Origin of the sequence: Streptomyces sp. SP18CS02 (genome assembly GCF_036322365.1) — a bacterium.
Taxonomy (GTDB): Bacteria; Actinomycetota; Actinomycetes; order Streptomycetales; family Streptomycetaceae; genus Streptomyces.
Map to the genome: position 1 here is coordinate 305,391 of NZ_JAQYXC010000303.1, position 21,415 is coordinate 326,805.

Sequence of the window (21,415 nt, forward strand, 5' to 3'; positions counted from 1 at the left end):
TGGCGGACGGCCGCCGCCGCACCCGTCCGGGGCCCGGTCGGGTGCCTTGACACTCCCGGCGCGACGACCGGCCCCGATTTCCATCGAACGGGGCCGGTTCTCGCCGTTCGGCCTACGTCCTGGTAGTTAACAATCCGTCGGATTGCCCACACGAAGAGTATGGGAAGGCTCCTGCGGTACCCGCCCACCCGAGTGAACCCGGACAGGAGCGGTGATGCCTGCGCCCCGCCACTCGTCAACGGAGCAGCTACAAAGAGCGATATCCGTACGCAACCCTCAGGTGATGCCGTGAATTCGCTGATTGGCCGCATTCCCGTTCTGGACGTCCGTCCACTGGTCGACTGCGGCAGAAAGCCCGCCAAGGCGGTGGCCGGCGAGACCTTCCGGATCACCGCCACCGTCTTCCGCGAAGGCCATGACGCGGTGGCCGCCAACGTCGTCCTGACGGACCCGGCCGGCCGGCCCGGCCCGTTCACCCCGATGCGCGAGCTCGCCCCCGGCACCGACCGCTGGGGCGCCGATGTGACGCCCTCCAGCGAGGGCCGGTGGTCGTACACCGTCGAGGCGTGGAGCGATCCGGTGGCCACCTGGCGCCACCACGCGGGGATCAAGATCCCGGCGGACATCGACACGGAGCTGGTGCTGGCGGAGGGCGCCGCGCTGTACGAGCGGGCCGCCGAGGGGGTACCGAAGAACGAGGGCCGGGAGGCGGTGCTCGCCGCCGTGGACGCGCTGAGGGACGTGCGGCTGCCCGCCGGGGAGCGGCTCGCCGCCGCCCTCGCCGCGGACGCGGACGAGGCGCTGTCCCGTCATCCGCTGCGCGAACTGGTCTCCTCGTCCAGGCCCCTGCCGCTGCTCGTCGAGCGCGAGCGGGCGCTCTTCGGGTCGTGGTACGAGATGTTCCCGCGTTCGGAGGGGGCGAGGTACGAGGACGGCCGGCTCGTCTCCGGCACCCTGCGCACGGCCGCCGAGCGGCTGCCCGCCATCGCCGCGATGGGCTTCGACGTGGTGTACCTGCCGCCGATCCACCCGATCGGCACCACGCACCGCAAGGGCCGCAACAACAGCCTCGCGCCGGAGCCCGACGACGTGGGCGTGCCGTGGGCGATCGGCTCCGCCGAGGGGGGCCACGACGCGGTCCACCCCGACCTGGGGACCCTGGAGGACTTCGACGCCTTCGTGGCGCGCGCCCGGGAGCTGCGTCTGGAGGTCGCCCTGGACTTCGCGCTCCAGTGCTCGCCCGACCACCCCTGGGTGGCCGGGCGCCCGGCGTGGTTCCACCACCGCGCGGACGGCTCCATCGCGTACGCGGAGAACCCGCCCAAGAAGTACCAGGACATCTACCCGATCGCGTTCGACCAGGACATGCGCGGCATCGTGCGGGAGACCCTGCGGGTGCTGCGGCACTGGATGGCCCATGGTGTGCGCATCTTCCGGGTCGACAATCCGCACACCAAACCGGTGGTGTTCTGGGAGAAGGTGATCTCGACCGTCAACCGGACCGACCCGGACGTGATCTTCCTGGCGGAGGCGTTCACCCGTCCGGCGATGATGCACACCCTGGGGGCGATCGGCTTCCAGCAGTCGTACACGTACTTCACGTGGCGCAACACCAAGCAGGAGCTGACCGAGTACCTCACCGAGCTGTCCGGCGACACGGCCGCCGTCATGCGGCCGAACTTCTTCGTGAACACGCCCGACATCCTGCACGCCTACCTCCAGGAGGGTGGCCGTCCGGCGTTCGAGGTGCGTGCGGTGCTGGCCGCCACGATGTCGCCCTCGTGGGGCATGTACGCCGGGTACGAGCTGTGCGAGAACACGCCCCTGCGGGCGGGCAGCGAGGAGTACCTGGACTCGGAGAAGTACCAACTCCGGCCGCGCGACTGGGAGTCGGCGGAACGCGAGGGGCGGACGATCACTCCGCTGATCACCAGGCTCAACCGGATCAGACGCCGCAACGCCGCGCTGCGGCGGCTGCGCTCGGTGCGGTTCCACCACGCGGACAACGACGCGGTCATCGCGTACAGCAAACGCTCCGGTTCGAACATCCTTCTGATGGTCGTCAACCTCGACCCGCACCATACCCAGGAGGCTACGGTCTCGTTGGACATGCCGGAGCTCGGGCTGGACTGGCACGAGACCGTGCCGGTGCGCGATGAGCTCACCGGCGAGACCTATCACTGGGGCAGGGCCAACTATGTGCGCCTAGAGCCTGGCGTCACGCCCGCGCACATCCTGGTCCTGCGACCGTCCCCGCCGATCGGAGGGTCACCCACATCATGATCGTCAACGAGCCCGTCCACGACACCTTCGAGGACACTCCCGCCAAGGACCGGGATCCCGACTGGTTCAAGCGCGCCGTCTTCTACGAGGTACTCGTCCGGTCCTTCCAGGACAGCAACGGCGACGGCGTGGGCGACCTCAAGGGCATCACCTCCAAACTGGACTACCTCCAGTGGCTCGGAGTCGACTGCCTCTGGCTGCCGCCGTTCTTCAAGTCCCCTCTGCGGGACGGTGGTTACGACGTCGCGGACTACACGTCGGTCCTGCCGGAGTTCGGCGACCTCGCCGACTTCGTCGAGTTCGTGGACGCCGCGCACCAGCGCGGCATGCGGGTCATCATCGACTTCGTGATGAACCACACCAGCGACCAGCACCCGTGGTTCCAGGAATCGCGCAACGACCCGGACGGCCCGTACGGCGACTACTACGTCTGGGCCGACGACGACAAGCAGTACCAGGACGCCCGGATCATCTTCGTCGACACCGAGACGTCCAACTGGACCTTCGACCCGGTGCGCAAGCAGTACTACTGGCACCGGTTCTTCTCCCACCAGCCCGACCTCAACTACGAGAACCCCGCCGTGCAGCAGGAGATCATGTCCGCCCTGCGCTTCTGGCTGGACCTGGGCATCGACGGCTTCCGCCTGGACGCCGTGCCCTACCTGTACCAGGAGGAGGGCACCAACTGCGAGAACCTCCCGGCGACGCACTCCTTCCTCAAGCGGGTGCGCAAGGAGATCGACGCGCAGTACCCGGACACGGTGCTGCTCGCCGAGGCCAACCAGTGGCCCGAGGACGTCGTCGACTACTTCGGCGACTTCCCGGCCGGTGGCGACGAGTGCCACATGGCCTTCCACTTCCCCGTGATGCCGCGCATCTTCATGGCGGTCCGCCGGGAGTCGCGCTACCCCGTCTCCGAAATCCTGGCCAAGACCCCGGCGATCCCGGCGGGCTGCCAGTGGGGCATCTTCCTGCGCAACCACGACGAGCTGACGCTGGAGATGGTCACCGACGAAGAGCGCGACTACATGTACGCGGAGTACGCCAAGGATCCCCGGATGCGTGCCAACATCGGGATCCGGCGCCGGCTCGCCTCGCTGCTGGACAACGACCGCAACCAGATCGAGCTGTTCACCGCGCTGCTGCTGTCCCTGCCCGGCTCGCCGATCCTGTACTACGGCGACGAGATCGGCATGGGTGACAACATCTGGCTGGGCGACCGGGACGCCGTGCGCACCCCGATGCAGTGGACGCCCGACCGCAACGCGGGCTTCTCCTCGTGCGACCCGGGCCGGCTCTACCTCCCGACGATCATGGACCCGGTCTACGGCTACCAGGTCACCAACGTCGAGGCCTCGATGGCCTCCCCGTCGTCGCTGCTGCACTGGACGCGGCGCATGATCGAGATCCGCAAGCAGAACCCCGCCTTCGGCCTGGGCTCGTACACCGAGCTGCCCTCGTCGAACCCGGCGGTCCTCGCCTTCCTCCGGGAGTACGGCGACGACCTGGTGATGTGCGTGCACAACTTCTCGCGCTTCCCACAGCCGACGGAGCTGGACCTGCGGCAGTTCAACGAGCTGCATCCGGTGGAGCTGATCGGCGGGGTCCGCTTCCCCGCGATCGGCGAATGGCCGTATCTGCTCACCCTCGCGGGTCACGGTTTCTACTGGTTCCGGCTCCGCAAGGACGCCGTGAAGAGCGTCAGGCCCAAGAAGCGCTGAGGAGCCGGGGGCGAGGCGTTTCTGCCGCCTCGCCCTGGGCACTCTCCCCCTCATACGTCGATTCGGGTCTATCCGGACCATCCCCGCCCGACACGTCCCGCACAGCCGGACAGCACTTGCCGCATTCCGGGACACTCTGCACATTCTGTGCATTCTGTAGTGCCCGGGGAAAGGACGCGCTGCCATGTCGGAGACCGCATCCACAGCCCGGGCCCCCGTCGCCCTGGTGCCGTCGCTCGGCCCGTTGCTCCACGAATGGCTGCCACGGCAGCGCTGGTTCGCCGGGAAGGGCCGCCCCGTCACGGGGTTCGCGCTCGTCTCGGCGACCGAGCTGCTGCCCATCGGCACGGCAGGCCCGGGCCTGCTCCATCTGCTCGTCCGGGTCCAGCAGCCGGGCCTGGCGTCCGCGCCGCCCGCCGACTGCTACCAGCTGCTGCTGGGCGTGCGGACGACACTGCCGCCGCAGCTGGCTCCCGCGCTGATCGGCCGGGTGACGGAGGGCCCGCTGGCGGGCCGTACCGTCTACGAGGGTCTGAGCGATCCGCGCCTTGCCGCACTTCTGCTGGAACGATTGCGCACACCCGGACCGCTCGGCCCGCTGCGGTTCTCCCGCACGGTGCACATCCCCGAGGGACTGCCCCCGCGCGTCCTGGACGCCGAGCAGTCCAACTCGTCCCTGGTGTACGGCGACGCGTACATCCTGAAGATCTACCGGCGCGTCTACCCGGGGGCCAACCCCGACCTGGAGCTGCCCCTCGCGCTGTCCAGGGCGGGATGCACCCGGGTGCCGGCGCCCGTAGCCTGGTACGAGACCGGCAACGGCCGCCCGGAGGGCGCGAGCACCCTGGGCGTCCTCCAGCCGTATCTGCGCGGCTCGCAGGACGGCTGGCAGCTCGCCCTCGACGCGCTCTCGTCCGGGCGCGACTTCACCACCGAGGCGCGGGCGCTGGGCCGGGCCACCGCCGAGGTGCACACCGCGCTGGCGGACGCCCTGCCGACGGTCACCCTGGGCCGGCCGCAGACCGAGAGCCTGGCGCTGGGGATGAGCCGGCGCCTGGACGCCGCCGCCCAGGCGGTGCCCGCGCTCATGCCGTACGTCCCCGGACTGCGCGCCGCCTTCGAGGCGGTCGGTGAACCCGGACGGAGCAACGGCACCTGGCGGGCCCAACGGGTGCACGGCGACCTCCACCTGGGCCAGACCCTGCGCACCCGCGACGGCGAATGGTCGGTCATCGACTTCGAGGGCGAACCCGCGAAGCCGCTCGCCGAGCGCTGCCGGCCGCAGCCTCCGGTCCGGGACGTGGCCGGCATGCTGCGCTCCTTCGACTACGCGGCCCGCTGGTACCGCCCCTGGAACCCGGACTGGGCGCAGCGGTGCAGGGACGCGTACTGCACCGGGTACGCCGACGCTTCCGGCACCGATCCGCGCGCCGAACCGGCGCTGCTGCGTGCCTACGAGACGGACAAGGCCGTGTACGAGGTGCTCTACGAGGCCCGGCACCGCCCCGACTGGCTGTCCGTGCCGATGGCGGCGATCCGCCGTCTGGCCGAACAGCCCTCCGACGTGAACGCTCCCTGAGGAGGCATTTCCCCGTGACCCCCCGCCGACCGACCCGTAACCCGGCGACCGCGCAAGCCCCCGAGGCCGCCAAGACGCCGAAGGTCCCGGCCGTGAAGTCCGCACAGCCGGCCCGGGCCGCGCAGGCCCCCGCACCGGAGGCCGCCGCGCTCCCGGTGCCGCCGGCCGGCACTCCGCCCCGGCCCCGCCGGAGCGGCGAGGGCGTTCCCGCGCACCCGGTCGACGCAGCAGACCGGTGGCGGCTGCTCGCCGGCGAACACCACGACCCGCACGGGCTGCTGGGCGCGCACCGGGTCGCGCAGGGTGTGGCCTTCCGGGCCCTGCGCCCCTGCGCACAGGCCGTGACCGTGCTAGCCGAGGGGGTGCGGGCCGAGCTGCACGACGACGGCGACGGCCTGTTCTCCGGGGTGCTGCCGCTGGACGAGGTACCGCGCTACCGCCTCCTGGTGACGTACGCGGACGGCCACGAGACCGAGACGGAGGATCCGTACCGCTTCCTGCCCACGCTCGGGGAGCTGGACCTGCACCTGATCGGCGAGGGCCGCCACGAGGAGCTGTGGACGGCGCTCGGCGCGCACCCGATGACCCACCAGGGCGTCGCGGGCACCCGTTTCACCGTGTGGGCGCCGAACGCGCGCGGGGTGCGGCTGGCCGGCGAGTTCAGCTACTGGGACGGGACGGGGCTGCCCCTGCGTTCCCTGGGCCGCAGCGGTGTCTGGGAGCTGTTCGTCCCGGGCCTCGGCGAGGGCACCCTGTACAAGTTCGAGGTCGTGGGGCCCGACGGCCACCACTCGCTGCGCGCCGACCCGATGGCCCGCCGCACCCAGTGCCCGCCCGAGACCGCCTCCGTCGTCACCGCCTCCGCCTACGAGTGGCGGGACCAGGAGTGGATGGCCCACCGCGGCGACCGGCCCGTCCACGAGGCGCCGTTCTCGGTGTACGAGCTCCACCTGGCGTCCTGGCGGCCGGGGCTGGGCTACCGGGAGCTCGCCGAACAGCTGCCCGCGTACGTGAAGGAGCTCGGCTTCACGCACGTCGAGCTGATGCCGGTGTCCGAGCACCCGTACAGCCCCTCGTGGGGGTACCAGGTCACCTCCTACTACGCGCCGACCGCCCGCTTGGGCACCCCCGACGACTTCCGGTTCCTGGTCGACTCGCTGCACCGGGCGGGCATCGGGGTGCTCGTCGACTGGGTCCCGGCGCACTTCCCGAAGGACGACTGGGCGCTGGCCCGCTTCGACGGCACGCCGCTGTACGAGCACCCCGACCCGCGCCGGGCGGAGCACCCCGACTGGGGCACGCTGGAGTTCGACTACGGCCGGACCGAGGTGCGCAACTTCCTCGTGGCGAACGCCGTCTACTGGTGCCAGGAGTTCCACATCGACGGCCTGCGGGTCGACGCGGTCGCCTCGATGCTCTACCTGGACTACTCGCGCGAGAGCGGCGAGTGGGCCCCGAACGAGTACGGCGGCCGGGAGAACTTCGACGCGGTGGCCTTCCTCCAGGAGATGAACGCCACCGTCTACCGCCGCTGCCCGGGCGTGGTGACGATCGCCGAGGAGTCCACGGCCTGGGAGGGCGTCACCCGGCCCACGGACAGCGGCGGTCTCGGCTTCGGGCTGAAGTGGAACATGGGCTGGATGCACGACTCGCTGGTGTACATGTCCAAGGAGCCGGTGCACCGCAAGTACCACCACAACGAGATGACGTTCTCGATGGTGTACGCGTACAGCGAGAACTACGTCCTGCCGATCTCGCACGACGAGGTGGTGCACGGCAAGCAGGCCCTGGTCACCAAGATGCCGGGCGACTGGTGGCAGCGGCGCGCCAACCACCGGGCGTACCTGGGCTTCATGTGGGCACACCCGGGCAAGCAACTGCTGTTCATGGGACAGGAGTTCGCACAGGGCGCCGAGTGGTCGGAGGCGCACGGGCCGGAGTGGTGGCTGACGGAGGACGCGTACCACTCGGCGGGCGACCACCGGGGCATCAGGGACCTGGTGCGGGACCTGAACGCGGTGTACGCGGCCACGCCGGCGTTGTGGGAGCGGGACACCGTCCCCGAGGGTTTCCAGTGGTCGCTCGGGGACGCGGGCGAGGACAACGTCCTCGCGTTCCTGCGGTACGACGCCCAGGGCTCCCCGCTGCTGGCGGTGAGCAACTTCTCGCCGGTGGTGCGCCACGACTACCGGCTGTGGGCACCGGAGGGGACCGCCGCCTGGGCGGAGGTCCTGAACACCGACGACGCCCGGTACGGCGGCAGCGACGTCCGCAACGCCGATCCGGTGAAGGCTGAGCCGGGTGCGGTGCGGCTGACGCTGCCGCCGCTGGCGACGGTGTGGTTCAGGCCGGCCTGAGGGTCCTGGACGTCCTGCCGGGGTTCAGCCCGCCAGGCGGATGATGCCGAGCCGCTGGGTCGCGCGGGTCAACGCCACGTAGAGGTCGTTGACGCCGTGCGGCCCGCCGGCCGCGATGGCCTCCGGGTCGGCGACCAGCACCGTGTCGAACTCCAGGCCCTTCGCCTGCCGGGGGTCCAGCAGCACCACCGGCCGGGTGAGGTCGGGGGTGGGGCCGTGGGCGGCGCCCGGGAGGGCCCGGGCGAGCGCCGGGAGGTGCGCGGCGGGGGCGATGACCGCGAGCCGCCCGTCGGCGGGGTGTTCCCGGGTGACGGCCGCGGCCACCTCGGCGGCCAGGTCGCCGGTGGTGACGTCCCAGGGCGGCACCCCCGTGGAGCGCACCGAGCGGGGCGGGACGAAGGAGGGGTCGTCGGCCCGGCGCACCTCGGCCGCGACCTCCATGATCTCGGCGGGGGTGCGGTAGTTGACGCCGAGCCGCACATGCTCCCAGCGCTCGCCCACGTACGGCTCCAGGATCTCCTGCCAGGAGCCGCATCCCGCCGCGTCGCCGGTCTGGGCGGGGTCGCCGACCAGGGTCATGGAGTGGGTCGGGACGCGGCGCATCAGCAGGCGCCAGGCCATGGCGGACAGCTCCTGCGCCTCGTCGACGATGACGTGCCCGAAGGCCCAGGTGCGGTCGGCGGCGGCGCGTTCGGCGGCGCTGCGGTGGTCGGCCTCCTCGTGGCGCTCGGCGAACCGCTCCGCGTCGATGATGTCGTGGGCCAGCAGCACCTCCGACTCCTCGTCCTCGAACTCGTAGGTCCGGGAGGCGTAGGAGACGTCGAGGACACCCTGGGCGTAGGCGATCCGCTGGTTGCGCTCGCGGACCGCCGCGGCACGGGCCGCGGTGTCGTCCGCGCCGAGGAGTTCGGCGGCCTCGTCGAGGAGGGGGACGTCGGAGGGGGTCCACGGGCCGGTGTCGCGGCGCACGAACTCCGCCTCGCCGTCGGGCAGGTACCCGTCCGGCGCCGCGAGGAACCCGGCGACGAGCCGCTGCGGTTCGAGCGCGGGCCACAGGGTCTCGATCGCGGCGTGCACCTCGGAGCTGGCGGCGATCTCCTTGCCCATCTGCACGATGTCGGAGGGGTCGAGGAGGTTGGGTCCTCCGAACGGGTCGGCGCCCAGCCGCTCGACGAGCTGGTCGGTGAGCGCGTCGATGATCCGGAACGCGAAGCGCGGCCGCGCCAGGTTGTGGGGCAGGCCGGTGCCCCGGGCGTCCCAGCGGGCGTCCTCGGCCATGTTCCGGTCCAGGAACAGGGTGCCGTAGTCGTCGTGGTCGATCTCCAGGGGCGCCTCGGTGGGCGGCACGGTCTGGTGGTCGCGCACCACCTGGGCGAGGACGTCGGCCATGGCGGCCCGGCCCTTGATCTCGGCCGCCTCGGGGCTGTCGGTGCCGGTGGCGTGCACACCGGGGTACAGCTCGCCCATGGTGGCCAGCAGGACGCCGGTCTCGCCGAGGGCGGGCAGGACTTCGCCGATGTAGCCGAGGAAGGCCGGGTTGGGGCCGACGATGAGCACCGCGCGGCGGGCGAGCAGCTCACGGTGCGCGTAGAGCAGGTACGCGGCGCGGTGCAGCGCGACGGCGGTCTTGCCGGTGCCCGGGCCGCCCTCGACGACCAGCACGCCCTGGTGCGGGGCGCGGATGACGCGGTCCTGTGCGGCCTGGATGGTCTGCACGATGTCGGTCATCCGCCCGGTGCGGGCGGCGTCGAGCGCGGCGAGCAGCACGGCGTCGGCGTCGGGGTTCTCGTGTCCGCTGCGGGTGGTGTCGCCCAGGTCGAGGATCTCGTCGTGCAGGGCGGTGACCTCGCGGCCCTTGGTGGTGATGTGGCGGCGACGGGTGAGGCCCATGGGCTCGTACCCGGTGGCGAGGTAGAAGGGCCTGGCGACGTCGGCGCGCCAGTCGACCACGAGCGGGGTGCGCTCGGGGTCGTCCCGCCGCATCCCGAGCCGCCCGATGTGGTGGTCCCGCCCGTCACGGAACGCGAGCCGTCCGAAGCAGAGGCCGTTCTCCCCCGCGTCGTAGGAGGCGAGCAGTCCGGACTGCTCGGCCACCAGCACGTCGCGCTCCTTGCGCGCCTGGTACCCGGTCCCGCCGGCCTTGAGCGCCGCCCGCACCGCGCTCTCGGCCTGGTCCCGCAGGTCGTCGAGTCGCGTGTAGAGCTCGCCGATGAACCGCTGCTCTTTCCGAAACTCTTCGGTTGACAATTCGACTCCTGACGCGATACTGTGCGTTTATTGAACTTCTCCGCGTGCCTTCCTGCGTGCTCTCCTTGCACGCATTGCTATGCGCATACGGAAACATCAAATATACGCGATGAAACACCCCGGCCGTCAATTCGGACCGGGGCATTTTTGTATCGCTCAGCGGCCGGCGCGCCCAGCGGCTACGGCATCGGCGCCAGTACGTCCTCCAGCTCCTGGAGGAGCCGGCGTCTGGGCCTGGCCCCCACCATCGAGCGCACCGGCTCCCCGTCGCGGAACACCATCAGGGTGGGTGTCGACAGCACGGCGTACCGGGCCGTGATCCCGGGGTTGGTGTCCACGTCGAGCTGGACGACCTTCACCCGGTCCGCCTCCTCGGCCGCTATCGCGCTCAGCACCGGGGCCAGCTGACGGCAGGGGCCGCACCAGTCGGCGGTGAATTCGACCAGGACCGGGCGGTCCGCCGCCAGTACCTCCCGCGCGAAGTCCGCGTCGGTCACCTCGGGCACTCCCTGTGCGTGGATCATTCCGTCGTACCTCCGAATTGGCAGCGTGGTGCGGGGGCCTCGGCGGCACGGGCCGCCTCGGCCAGGGCGAGCTGGGCGCCCACCTGCGCGCGGACCGCGGCGAGCTGGCCGATCAGACCGTCCAGCTCGTCGAGCTTGCGCCGGTAGACGGCGAGCGAGGCGGGGCAGGAGTCCCCGGCCGGATGCCCGGCGCGCAGACAGTCCACGAAGGGACGCGTCTCCTCCAGGTCGAACCCGAAGTCCTGGAGGGTGCGGATCTGCCGCAGCAGCCGCAGGTCGTCCTCGTCGTACGTGCGGTAACCGTTGACCGCCCGCCGGGCGGGCAGCAGACCGCGGGACTCGTAGTAGCGCAGAGCGCGCGTGGTCGTCCCCGCGCGCTCGGCGAGCTCGCCTATTCGCATGCACCCGACCGTAATCCTTGACGTCGGCGTCAAGGCAAGGGCCGGCGGCGGCGACAGGACAAGGGCCCGGGACGCCGCGGGGCGGGTCAGGGCAGCAGCGGCTTGCGCTCCACCGGGGACGACAGCACGATCGACGTCGTCGTGCGGCCCAGCGCCGACGTCTGCTCCAGCACGTCCTCCAGGTGGACGGTGTCCCGCACCGCCACTTTCAGGATCCAGCAGTCCTCGCCCACCACGTGGTGGGCCTCCAGGATCTCGGGACGGGCCAGCAGCTCCAGGGTCCTGGGGTGCTTGAGGGTGTAGCCGCCGTGCGGGTCGACCCGGATGAAGGCCCGGACGCCGAAGCCGAGCCGGGCGGCGCTGACGTGCGCTCCGTAGCCCGTGATGGCACCGCAGGACTCCAGGCGGCGCACCCGCTCGGCGACGGCCGCCGGGCTGAGCCGGACCCGCCGGCCGAGCTCGCTCAGTCTGATGCGTCCGTCGGTCTGGACGAGCTCCAGGATCTGCCGGTCGACCGGGTCGAAGGGGGACGCCGTCGTTTCGTCGGCGGCATTCGGCACATGCCGTCGTTCTTTCGGTGCGGTGGCCGGAACTCCCATGGTTCCCCCTTCAGGCTGCGGCTCGCCAACGTAACACTGGTCCCATGCTTGATATATGCCTCATCGGCGGGAGCCGCTATTTCGGAAAGCGGCTCATAGAACGGCTTCTGACGGCCGGTCACCGCGTCACCGTGCTCAATCGCGGCTCCTCCGTACCGCCCGCCGGGTCGGCCCATGTCGTCGCCGACCGCGACGACGAGGCGGCCCTGGAAGCGGCGCTCGGACCGCTGCGCTTCGACGTCGTCATCGACCAGGTCTGCTACACCCCGCGCCAGGCGGCGATCGCGCGCCGCGTGTTCGGCCCGCGGACCCGGCGCTACATCATGACGTCCACGGTCGAGGTCTACGAGCACGAGGACTCGCCGACGCCCGTGCGCGAGGGGGCCGTGGACCCGCGTACCGTCATGGTGGACCTGACGCTTCCCTGGGACGATCCCGGCTTCCGGGACGCCCACTACGGGGAGGGCAAGCGGCAGGCCGAGGCCGTCCTCGCGCAGGACCCGGTCCTCCCGTACGCCTCGGTCCGCGTCGCCCATGTGCTCGGCGGCGACGACGACTTCACCGGCCGGGTCGCCCACTACGCCGACCGGATCCGGGCGGGCGAGCCCATCGCCGTACCGCCCGTGAACCACCCGGCGACCTATGTCTACGTCGAGGAGATCGCCGACTTCCTCGCCTGGGCGGCCGAGCAGGACTTCACCGGGCCGGTGAACGCCCACTCCCCCGGCCCGCTCACGACCTCCGACCTCTGCGCGGCCGTCGAGCGGGCCATCGGCGGCAGGGCCGAGTTCCGTGTGGTGGACGCCGGTCCCCTCTCCCCGTACGCCTTCACCCGCGCGTACGCCATGGACGACTCCCGCGCCAGGGCGCTGGGCTTCACCTTCCGGCACACCTCCGCCTGGCTGGACCAGGCCGTCGCCGAGACGGTCGGACCCGGCCGGTAGGCCATGCGCGGCACGTCGGGGATGCCGGGGGCGGGCGGTACCGGGCTCGTCTCCGGCTCTTTGATCGAGGTCCGTCCCACCGCGCGGAACCCCACCGGGCCCGCCCTCGTGTGCGAGGTGCGGGCCCGGTGGGGTTCCGTGGAGCGGGTCGAGCGGACCCGACCGGACCCCGCTCGGGTCCGTGACGCGCAGCCCCCCGGCAGCGCGTCACGGACCGAGCCGTTCAGGGGGCGGGGCGGACGAGCTCCGGCGCCTCGGCCTCGGCCTCGGCCTCCGGCGGGGAGACCCGTGCCCGGCGCGGCAGGAGCACCGCCACCAGCACCGTTCCCACGCCCAGGATCACCGCGCCGATCAGGCTGGTGTGGGCGACCGCGTCGGAGAAGGCGGAACCGACGGCGTCCGACATCTGGCGCGCGCCCTGGGCGAGCTGCCCGGCCTGGGCCTTGAGCTGGGCGGCCTGCTCGGGGTGCCGGGCGGCCTGCTCCAGCAGCCCCTCGGCCTTGTCGCCGATGCCCTGGGCCACGGCGTATCCGGCGCCCACCGAGTCCTGCGCGGTCTCCAGCGCGGAGGCGGGCAGCTTGCTGCCCTCGGTGGCGTCGACGAGGCGGGAGGAGTACGAGGAGGCCAGCACCGAGCCGAGGAGGGCGATGCCGAGCGAGCCGCCCAGCTCCAGCGAGGTGTCGTTGACGGCGCCTCCGACGCCCAGTTCGGCCTCGGGGAAGGCGCCCATGATGGCGTCGGTGCACGGCGACAGCGCCAGGCCGATCGCCAGGCCCAGGACGATCAGGGGGGCGACGAAGTCCCCGTACCCGGAGCCGGCGTCGACGCGGGTGAGCAGCGCCAGCGCGACCGTACCGGCCGCCATCCCGGCGGAGACGGTGACCTTCATGCCGAGGCGCGGTGTGAGGAACCCGGTCAGCGCGGAGCCGACGAACACGGCGCCGGCCAGCGGGAGCATGCGGACGCCGGTGTCCAGCGGGTTGTAGCCGAGCACGAACTGGAGGTGCTGGGTCAGGTAGTAGAAGGCGCCGAAGACGGCGAGGAAGAAGAGCGCGACGGCGAGGTTCGACCCGGCGAAGCCGCGGTCGAGGAAGCGGCGCACGTCCAGCACGGGGCGCGGGTGGCGCAGCTCCCAGGCAACGAAGGCGACGAGGGCCACGCCCGCGACGACGGCCGCGCCGATCGCCTTGGCGTCCCAGCCGAAGTGCGGCCCCTGGATGATCATGTAGACGAGCGTGCCGACCCAGACGACCGAGAGCAGCCCGCCGACGTAGTCGATCCGGCCGTGGTGGGCCGCCTTCGACGGCGGCACGAGGACGAAGGTGCCGATGATCGCGAGTACGGCGACCGGCACGTTGATCAGGAACGTCGACGCCCAGCCGTGGTCCTCCAGCAGGGCTCCCGCGACCAGGGGCCCGGCGGCGATGGCGAGGCCCGCGGTGGCGGTCCACAGCACGATGGCCTTGGCGCGCTCGGCGCGGGGGAAGGTCGCGGCGAGCAGGGAGAGCGTCGCGGGCATGATCATCGCCGCGCCGAAGCCCATCACGGCGCGGGCGGCGATGACGCCGGACGCGCTGTCGACGAGTGACCCGGCCACCGAACCCGCGCCGAAGACCACGAGGCCGAGGACGAGCGCCCCTCGCCGGCTGTACTTGTCGCCTATCGCGCCGAGGAGCAGCATCAGCGCGGCGTACGGGACGGTGTAGCCGTCGATGACCCACTGGAGGTCGGAGCTGGTGAGCCCGAGGTCCTGGGTCATGTCGGGCGCGGCGACCGTCAGCGCGGTGTTCGCCATGACGATGATCAGCAGGCTCAGGCAGAGCACGAGCAGCGCCCACCAGCGCCTCGCGTAGGGCCGGTCCATTCTCTCGACCGGTTCGTTCATGACGAGGCGCACAGCCCAGCCACCCCTTCCATCCACGATCTGCACACGAATGTGCAACTACACAACGCTGTGCAATTTACGCGACTGCACAGGTGTGTGCAAAATGAGGGCGTGACTTCTGGAAGAGCCGACGCGAACCGGCGCCGCATCGAGCAGGTGGCACTCTCCGAGCTGCTGCGCGATCCCGACGCGTCCATGGACCAGATCGCCCGGGCGGCGGGCGTGGTGCGGCGGACGGTGTACGCGCACTTCCCCAGCCGCGACGCCCTGATCGCCGCGCTCGTGGACCACGCGGTCGACTCGGTCGCCCGGGCGCACGCGAGCGGCCGTGAGGGAGTGGACGATCCCGCCGAGGCGCTCGCCCGCGCCACCCTCGCCGTGTGGGAGATCGCCGACGGCTACCGGCTCCTGGTCGCCATGGCGCAGCGCAGCGTCACGATGGAGGGCATCCTGGAGCGCCTGGCGCCGGTGCGTGAGGCATGCGCGGATGTGCTCCAACGGGGCCTGGACGAGGGCGTGTTCCACTCACCGCTGCCGGCCGCTGCCCTCGCGTACGTGCATGAACAGGTGCTGTTCGGGCTGATGGAGGCCGTGAACGCGGGGGCGCTCGCCGCGGACCGGGCGGGCCGGTCCGCGGCCGCCACGATGCTGATCGCGGCGGGGATGCCGGCCGGCCGGGCGACGGAGCTCGTCGGATCGCTGCCGCCGGCCGCCACCGTCGGGCCCGGGGGCCTCCCTGCCGCGTGAGCGCCCCGCCGCGCGCGCCCGGACGGCGGCCCGGCGGCCCCCTTTCCGGCCCGTCCACCCCGGGGAGGCCGCCCGCCGGAACCGGGCGGCCTCCCGGGGGCAGCTCCTCACCCCCGCGTGAAGGACCGCTTCATCGCTTCGAGATCGACCGCTGCCTTGCACACGTTCCGCTCGATCCGGACCGCCCGGCGGCCGACCTCGGGCGCCGATTCGAGGGCCTTGAGGTCGTCCTTCGCCCAGGCGGCGAGCCGGTGCACCTCGGCGCAGTCCCGCGCCGTCGGAGGCGGCCGGACCTCGGCGACCATCATCGCGCTCAGGGTCCAGTACACCCGGGTGTACCGGGGCGCCTCCCGGTCCACATAGCGGTTGCGCCCGCCCTCGTCCGCCGAGATGACGAGAGCGGCCCGGTAGTGCTTCGCCATCGTGGTGGAATCCAGATTCTGCGCGGCGATGTCGGCCAGCACCCGGTGCGCCTGGAGCGCTTCCAGGGGGTCGGCCGTCCACGATCCGCCCGCACCGTCCGGCACCCGCGCGCCGGCGAGCTCCAGGGCCCGGTGGGCCATGCGCGAGGCGAGCTCCAGGTCCGTGGTCGACAGGGTCACGAACAGCCCCACGAGGCGGTAGGTCGTCGCGCTCAGGCCCAGCTTCTCCTGGCCGTACCTGGCGACCAGGCTGTCCACCTGCTTGCCCAGCACCCCGATCTCGTTGCGGCGGCCGGAACCGCCCTCGCGGTCCAACTCGCTCATGCGCACCACGTAGCCCGATATCTCCTCGCGGGCGTCGTCCTGCCTCTGCGCGTCGGCCAGGGAACGGGCGGCACTGATGGCCGCGTACGCGGAGAACACCGACGCCACCGTCGACACGAGAGCGATGACGGCGCTCGCGACGGCCGCCGTGGCGGACGCCCTGCCCCCGCCCTGGGGGTGCCCCGCCATCAGGCCCTCCTCACGGCCGTGCCCGCCCCGGGCGGTCAGGCCCCCGGCGGTCTGAAGTCGACCGACTTCCGGGCGGCCTCGTCGATGTCCTCCGGACTGACCAGCGGGATCGCCCGCGACTCCACCGCCCCGGTCGCGCGGACCGTGATGGCGGTGGCGAGCATCGAGACGTCGTCGGGCATGTCGATGACGCAGTAGAGGTCGTCGTCGCCGAAGGCGAAGTACATCCATTCGAGCGTGCCGCCGCACGACTTCACCACGTTCTCCACGGCGGCGCGTCGGCCCGAGCCGCCCTCGGCCAGCAGGCCCTTGGTGCCCTGGGCGGTGTAGCTGGCCTGGACGAGATACTTCGGCATCTGCCTCTTCCCTTCTGCCGGTGCCGCGGCACGCTCCTGTGCTCCGGACGCGTCGCGCCGCGGTACGCCGGGCCGCGCTTCCCACCCTCGGCCACCGCGGGCGGTCCGGCCATCGGGGTTCCCCCGGGCGGGGACGGCCGCGCCGGACGGAAAGGCCCCGTCCGGCGAGAACGGCTCCGCCCGGCCGTCACGAGGACGACCGGGCGGAGCCGCGGCGGTGCCGTGCGTCCGGCCCCCGACCGGGCCGGACGTACGGCGTCGGGTCACACCTTGACCGGGACCTCCGCCTCGCCGCGCTGCTCGGGCACGTCGTCCGGCCCGTCCGCCGGCGCGTGGTCGTCCACCAGCGTCTTCTCGTCGAACGGCACGCGGCCGGCGAGGACTTCGCCCACCCGGGCCTTGTCGATCTCCTTGGTCCAGGTGCCGACCAGAACGGTGGCGACCGCGTTGCCCGCGAAGTTGGTGAGGGCGCGCGCCTCGCTCATGAAGCGGTCGATGCCGACGATCAGGCCGACGCCGTCGACCAGTTCGGGCCGGTGCGACTGCAGGCCGCCGGCGAGCGTCGCCAGGCCGGCGCCGGTCACGCCGGCCGCGCCCTTCGAGGCGATGATCATGAAGACGAGGAGCGAGATCTGCTCGCCGACCGAGAGCGGGTTGCCCATCGCCTCGGCGACGAACAGCGAGGCCATCGTCAGGTAGATCGCGGTGCCGTCGAGGTTGAAGGAGTAGCCGGTCGGGACGGTGATGCCGACGACGGGCTTGCTGACACCCAGGTGCTCCATCTTCGCGATCAGGCGGGGCAGCGCGGACTCGGACGAGGAGGTGGACAGGATCAGCAGGAACTCGCGGCCCAGGTACTTCAGCAGCGCGAAGATGTTCACACCCGCCACCAGCCGCAGCAGGGCGCCCAGGACGAGGAAGACGAAGAGCGCACAGGTGATGTAGAAGCCGATCATGATGACGGCGAGGGACTTCAGGGCGTCCACGCCGGTCTCGCCGACCACGGCGGCGATCGCGCCGAACGCTCCGACCGGGGCGGCCCACATGATCATCGCGAGGATGCGGAAGACCAGCCGCTGGATGTGTCCGACACCGCGCAGGACCGGCTCGCCCGCCCGTCCCATCGCCTGGAGCGCGAAGCCCGCCAGCAGCGCGATCAGCAGGGTCTGGAGGACCTCGCCCTCGGTGAAGGCGGAGACCATCGTCTTGGGGATGATCCCGAGCAGGAAGTCCACGGTGCCCTCGCTGGCACCGGCCGCCTGCTTCTCGCCCACGGCGGCGGCTTCCTTGGTCAGGTGCAGGCTCGACCCGGGCTCCAGCAGGTTGCCGACGAGCAGGCCGATGCCGAGTGCGACGGTCGACATGACCATGAAGTAGCCCAGCGCCAGACCACCGACGGCGCCGACCTTGGCGGCCTTGCGCACCGAGCCGACGCCCAGCACGATCGTGCAGAAGATGATCGGCGAGATCATCATCTTGATCAGGTTGACGAACCCCGTGCCCAGGGGCTTGAGCTCGACAGCCACCCCGGGGGCGGCGAAGCCCACGACGATGCCGAGCACCACCGCCGCGATGACGGCGATGTACAGATAGTGGGTGCGGTCCCGTCGTGCGGCCACGGGTTCCTCCTCGTCGAGTTGCTCCACGTCCCGGTGGATCCCCGCGACTATCCACCACACCTGTGACGCCGGTCACCGTTGCGTACCTTTCGTTCACGCGAAATCAGCCAGGCAGACTTGAGCCATGCGTCTCCCCCGCCCCCACGCCCGCCCGCGCAGCCTCGCGGGCCAGCTCTTCGCGATGCAGATCGTGCTGATCGCGGCGGTGGTGGCCGGGTGCGCGGTCTTCGCGTACCTGACCGACCGGTCCCAGGCGGAGGAGACCGCGCGCCGCCAGGCGACGGCGACCGCGACGGCCGTCGCCAGGTCCCCCACGGTGGCCGCCGCGGCCGCATCGGACGACCCGACCGCCCTGCTCCAGCCGTACGCCGCCTCCCTCGTCGGCGACTCGGGCGTCACCTTCGTCGTGGTGATGTCCCCGGACGGAACGCGCTGGACACACCCCGAACCGGGCCAGATCGGCAGGAAGTACCTCGGGCACATCGACGCGGCGCAGCGCGGCGAGACGTACTCCGAGACACACCGGGGCGTGCTCGGCTCCTCGGTGCGGACGGTGACCCCGGTGCTCCAGGACGGCCGGGTCACGGCACTGGTGAGCGCGGGCATCACCATCGACCGGATCAGCGAACAGATCCGCGCGCAGCTGACCGCGCTGCTGGGGATGGCGGGCGCGGCGGTGGCGCTGGGCGGCCTCGGTACGTACGTGATCAACGCCCGGCTGCGGCGGCACACCCACGGGATGAACGCCGCGGAGCTGAGCCGGATGCACGACTACCACGAGGCCGCGCTGCACGCGGTGCGCGAGGGACTGCTGATGCTGGACGGGCAGCGGCGGATCGCCCTGGTCAATGACGGGGCGCGGGAACTGCTCGGGCTGGACGAGGACGCGGTCGGCCGCCATGTCTCCGCCCTCGGGCTGCCGGCGTCCCTGACCGGCGCCCTGCTCTCCGGCGGACCACGGGTGGACGAGCTGCACCTGACGGCCGAGCGGGTCCTGGTCGTCTCCACCCGTCCGGTGGTCGGCGGCGAGCGGCGCGGCACGGTGGTGACGCTGCGGGACCGCACCGAGCTCCAGGCGCTCTCGGGCGAGCTCGACTCCGAGCGCGGCTTCACGCAGGCGCTGCGCTCGCAGGCCCACGAGGCGGCCAACCGCCTGCACACCGTGGTGTCCCTGATAGAACTGGGCCGCGTCGACGAAGCGGTCGGCTTCGCCACGGCCGAGCTGGAACTGGCCCAGGCCCTGACGGACCGCGTCGTCGACGCGGTGGCCGAACCGGTCCTGGCCGCCCTGCTGCTGGGCAAGGCGGCGCAGGCCAACGAGCGGGGCGTGGAGCTGGTGCTGACCGAGGACAGCCGCATAGACGACGGCGTGCTGCCGCCGACGCTGCCCCCGCGCGACCTGGTGACCATGCTGGGCAACCTGATCGACAACGCCCTGGACGCGGCCCGGGGCACGGCCGGGTCGCGGGTCACCGTCACCGCCCGGACGGACGGGGGCAAGCTGCTGCTGCGGGTCGCCGACAGCGGTCCGGGGGTGGACCCGGAGGACTCGGACGCGGTCTTCGAGCGCGGCTGGTCCACGCGCGGGGCCGGGCGCGGCCTGGGTCTCGCCCTGGTGCGGCAGGCGGCGCACCGGGGGCGGGGCGTCGTCGAGCTGGGCCGGGGTCCGGACGGCGGGGCCGAGTTCACCGTGCGGCTGCCGCTCGGTGCGGCGGTGCCCGCGTGAGCGCCGCGAGCGGGCCTCCGGCCGGCCCGGCCATCAGGGTCCTGGTCGTGGAGGACGACCCGGTCGCGGCGGACGCCCACGCCCTCTACGCGGGCCGGGTGCCCGGGTTCACCGTGGTGGGCGTCGCGCACTCGCGCGCCTCGGCCGTCCGGCTGCTGGAACGGACGGCCGTCGACCTGATCCTCCTCGACCTGTACCTGCCGGACGGGCACGGGCTGCATCTGCTGCGGTCACTGCGGGCCGCCGGCCACGCCGCCGACGTCATCGCGGTCACCTCCGCCCGCGACCTGGGGGTCGTCCGCGAGGGCGTCTCGCTCGGGGTCGTCCAGTACGTACTGAAGCCGTTCACCTTCGCCACCCTGCGGGACAGGCTCAGCCGGTACGCCGAGTTCCACGCGGCCGCCGGGGAGGCGTCGGGCCAGGAGGAGGTGGACCGGGCGCTGGCCACCCTCCGCACGCCGCAGCCGGCCGCCCTCCCCAAGGGGCTCAGCGCCCCCACCCTGGCGGCGGTCACCCGCACCCTGCGCGCCTCGCCGGAAGGGCTCACCGCCGCCGAGGCCGGCACCACCGTCGGTATCTCGCGGATCACCGCGCGCCGCTATCTGGAACACCTGGTCACCGTCGGCCGCGCGGTCCGCAGCCCCCAGTACGGGCAGGTCGGGCGGCCGGAACTGCAGTACCGCTGGATCACCGCGACACGGTAGATTACCCACAGGCAGGGGCGAATATGGACGTTCCTCCGGCATTCGGTCTTGTCTGAACGCACCGTAGCCAGAAGTGACCCTGTGCTCCTACCGTGTGCCCGTGCACCCCGCTCCCCGCTCAGCCCCCTTCGACGCCCTTGCCGCCCGCCGTCTGCGCGAGGCTCTGGGGATGGCGCCCGGTCATGTCGCGTACGGTCTGCACGCGCAGTACGGGCTCCCCGTCCCACCGGAGACCGTGATCGCCTGGGAACGCGGTCACGCGGTGCCCGGGCCCAGGGAGCTGACGGCGCTCGCCGGTGTGCTGTGGTGCTCCCCGGCCGAGCTGCTGGCCTCCGCCATGACGCTGCGGGAGCACCGGATCGCCCGCGCCCTCGCGCCCGACGACCTGGCCCGCCGGGTCGGGGTCGACGCCAGGACGTACCTGCGGATGGAGGAGTCCGGGCGCTGGCGCGGCAACGAGCGGCAGACCGCCGCGCTGGCCGAGGCGCTGGGCCTCGGGCCGCGCGAACTGCTGACGGCGACCGGCCGCGACGACGAGCTGGCGGACCTGCTGCGGAGCGCGGCGACGACCCGCTGGCAGGCGTACGTACGCCCGGCGTCCAAGCTCGTGCCGATGCGGCGCGACCACCTGGAGGACGTCCTCCAGCAGCTGCACACCGACTACCAGACCCGTATGGTCGCGACCTCCAGCTGGGGCGCCACCGGGGACAGCGGCGGCGACTCGGGCCGGGCCTATCTGGAGCGGATCGTGGACCACTTCTGGGCCCTGGCCCGGGACTGATCCGGCC

At 72.2% G+C, this 21,415-nt stretch carries 17 protein-coding genes; 9 read left to right on the forward strand and 8 right to left on the reverse strand.

Features of this window, described 5'->3' with window-relative positions; translation table 11 throughout:
• Positions 1-297: 297 nt before the first annotated feature.
• The 4 genes from PUR26_RS32340 to glgB all read left to right on the forward strand — a co-directional run bounded on the left by PUR26_RS32340 (position 298) and on the right by glgB (position 7,940).
• Complete coding sequence (locus PUR26_RS32340; RefSeq protein WP_329878578.1) at positions 298-2,283, forward strand: alpha-1,4-glucan--maltose-1-phosphate maltosyltransferase; 1,986 nt, start codon at positions 298-300, stop codon at positions 2,281-2,283.
• A complete protein-coding gene (treS, locus tag PUR26_RS32345; protein WP_329878028.1) occupies positions 2,280-4,004 on the forward strand; it encodes a maltose alpha-D-glucosyltransferase in 1,725 nt (574 codons plus the stop codon). Before PUR26_RS32340 ends, treS begins: the two co-directional genes overlap by 4 nt.
• 184 nt (positions 4,005-4,188) lie before the next feature.
• Positions 4,189-5,583, forward strand: coding sequence for a maltokinase N-terminal cap-like domain-containing protein (locus PUR26_RS32350; RefSeq protein ID WP_329878030.1), 1,395 nt, complete (start codon positions 4,189-4,191; stop codon positions 5,581-5,583).
• 14 nt (positions 5,584-5,597) lie between these two features.
• Positions 5,598-7,940 (forward strand): 1,4-alpha-glucan branching enzyme, encoded by a 2,343-nt coding sequence (gene glgB, locus PUR26_RS32355; RefSeq protein WP_329878032.1) that lies wholly within the window; start codon positions 5,598-5,600, stop codon positions 7,938-7,940.
• 24 nt (positions 7,941-7,964) lie between these two features.
• Here the strand turns inward: glgB and PUR26_RS32360 are convergent, their stop codons facing one another.
• The 4 genes from PUR26_RS32360 to PUR26_RS32375 all read right to left on the reverse strand — a co-directional run bounded on the left by PUR26_RS32360 (position 7,965) and on the right by PUR26_RS32375 (position 11,711).
• Positions 7,965-10,187 (reverse strand): HelD family protein, encoded by a 2,223-nt coding sequence (locus PUR26_RS32360; RefSeq protein ID WP_329878034.1) that lies wholly within the window; start codon positions 10,185-10,187, stop codon positions 7,965-7,967.
• Between the two features lie 179 nt (positions 10,188-10,366).
• A complete protein-coding gene (gene trxA, locus PUR26_RS32365) occupies positions 10,367-10,711 on the reverse strand; it encodes a thioredoxin (protein WP_329878036.1) in 345 nt (114 codons plus the stop codon).
• Positions 10,708-11,112 (reverse strand): MerR family transcriptional regulator, encoded by a 405-nt coding sequence (locus PUR26_RS32370; RefSeq protein WP_329878038.1) that lies wholly within the window; start codon positions 11,110-11,112, stop codon positions 10,708-10,710. The genes trxA and PUR26_RS32370 overlap by 4 nt, the downstream gene beginning before the upstream one ends.
• An 86-nt stretch (positions 11,113-11,198) precedes the next feature.
• Positions 11,199-11,711 carry an Lrp/AsnC family transcriptional regulator gene (locus PUR26_RS32375; protein WP_329878040.1) on the reverse strand — a complete coding sequence of 171 codons (513 nt, stop codon included), beginning with the start codon at positions 11,709-11,711 and terminating at the stop codon, positions 11,199-11,201.
• A gap of 44 nt (positions 11,712-11,755) precedes the next feature.
• On the opposite strand from PUR26_RS32375, the gene PUR26_RS32380 reads away from it, so the two are divergent.
• Complete coding sequence (locus PUR26_RS32380) at positions 11,756-12,655, forward strand: NAD-dependent epimerase/dehydratase family protein (RefSeq protein WP_329878042.1); 900 nt, start codon at positions 11,756-11,758, stop codon at positions 12,653-12,655.
• 223 nt (positions 12,656-12,878) lie between these two features.
• Here PUR26_RS32380 and PUR26_RS32385 read toward each other — a convergent pair whose 3' ends face one another.
• Positions 12,879-14,552: an MFS transporter gene (locus PUR26_RS32385; protein WP_329878044.1), complete on the reverse strand. Its 1,674-nt coding sequence runs from the start codon at positions 14,550-14,552 to the stop codon at positions 12,879-12,881.
• 99 nt (positions 14,553-14,651) lie between these two features.
• Between PUR26_RS32385 and PUR26_RS32390 the strand changes: the two genes are divergently transcribed.
• Positions 14,652-15,287 carry a TetR/AcrR family transcriptional regulator gene (locus PUR26_RS32390; protein ID WP_329878046.1) on the forward strand — a complete coding sequence of 212 codons (636 nt, stop codon included), beginning with the start codon at positions 14,652-14,654 and terminating at the stop codon, positions 15,285-15,287.
• A gap of 107 nt (positions 15,288-15,394) precedes the next feature.
• Here PUR26_RS32390 and PUR26_RS32395 read toward each other — a convergent pair whose 3' ends face one another.
• The 3 genes from PUR26_RS32395 to PUR26_RS32405 all read right to left on the reverse strand — a co-directional run bounded on the left by PUR26_RS32395 (position 15,395) and on the right by PUR26_RS32405 (position 18,197).
• Positions 15,395-16,222, reverse strand: a complete 828-nt coding sequence (locus PUR26_RS32395; RefSeq protein ID WP_329878048.1) for a hypothetical protein — start codon at positions 16,220-16,222, stop codon at positions 15,395-15,397.
• Positions 16,223-16,257: 35 nt separating this feature from the next.
• On the reverse strand, positions 16,258-16,578 hold the full coding sequence (locus PUR26_RS32400) for a GYD domain-containing protein (RefSeq protein ID WP_329878050.1): 321 nt from the start codon (positions 16,576-16,578) through the stop codon (positions 16,258-16,260).
• A 263-nt stretch (positions 16,579-16,841) separates the two neighbouring features.
• Complete coding sequence (locus PUR26_RS32405; protein ID WP_329878052.1) at positions 16,842-18,197, reverse strand: cation:dicarboxylate symporter family transporter; 1,356 nt, start codon at positions 18,195-18,197, stop codon at positions 16,842-16,844.
• A 124-nt stretch (positions 18,198-18,321) separates the two neighbouring features.
• Here PUR26_RS32405 and PUR26_RS32410 point away from each other — a divergent pair, with 124 nt between their 5' ends.
• From PUR26_RS32410 to PUR26_RS32420, 3 genes are all read left to right on the forward strand, one after another.
• Entirely contained in the window at positions 18,322-19,923 is a 1,602-nt protein-coding gene (locus PUR26_RS32410; RefSeq protein ID WP_329878054.1) for a sensor histidine kinase, read from the forward strand.
• Positions 19,920-20,627, forward strand: a complete 708-nt coding sequence (locus PUR26_RS32415) for a response regulator (protein ID WP_329878056.1) — start codon at positions 19,920-19,922, stop codon at positions 20,625-20,627. Before PUR26_RS32410 ends, PUR26_RS32415 begins: the two co-directional genes overlap by 4 nt.
• Positions 20,628-20,727: 100 nt before the next feature.
• Positions 20,728-21,408, forward strand: coding sequence for a helix-turn-helix domain-containing protein (locus PUR26_RS32420; protein WP_329878058.1), 681 nt, complete (start codon positions 20,728-20,730; stop codon positions 21,406-21,408).
• Positions 21,409-21,415: the final 7 nt, after the last annotated feature.

Bases quoted from the DNA above. Each gene is read 5' to 3' on its own strand.
- PUR26_RS32395 (WP_329878048.1), bottom strand. From the start codon at position 16,222: ATGGCGGGGCACCCCCAGGGCGGGGGCAGGGCGTCCGCCACGGCGGCC.
- trxA (WP_329878036.1), bottom strand. From the start codon at position 10,711: ATGATCCACGCACAGGGAGTGCCCGAGGTGACCGACGCGGACTTCGCG.
- PUR26_RS32400 (WP_329878050.1), bottom strand. From the start codon at position 16,578: ATGCCGAAGTATCTCGTCCAGGCCAGCTACACCGCCCAGGGCACCAAG.
- PUR26_RS32380 (WP_329878042.1), top strand. From the start codon at position 11,756: ATGCTTGATATATGCCTCATCGGCGGGAGCCGCTATTTCGGAAAGCGG.
- PUR26_RS32350 (WP_329878030.1), top strand. From the start codon at position 4,189: ATGTCGGAGACCGCATCCACAGCCCGGGCCCCCGTCGCCCTGGTGCCG.
- PUR26_RS32370 (WP_329878038.1), bottom strand. From the start codon at position 11,112: ATGCGAATAGGCGAGCTCGCCGAGCGCGCGGGGACGACCACGCGCGCT.
- PUR26_RS32410 (WP_329878054.1), top strand. From the start codon at position 18,322: ATGCGTCTCCCCCGCCCCCACGCCCGCCCGCGCAGCCTCGCGGGCCAG.
- PUR26_RS32375 (WP_329878040.1), bottom strand. From the start codon at position 11,711: ATGGGAGTTCCGGCCACCGCACCGAAAGAACGACGGCATGTGCCGAAT.
- treS (WP_329878028.1), top strand. From the start codon at position 2,280: ATGATCGTCAACGAGCCCGTCCACGACACCTTCGAGGACACTCCCGCC.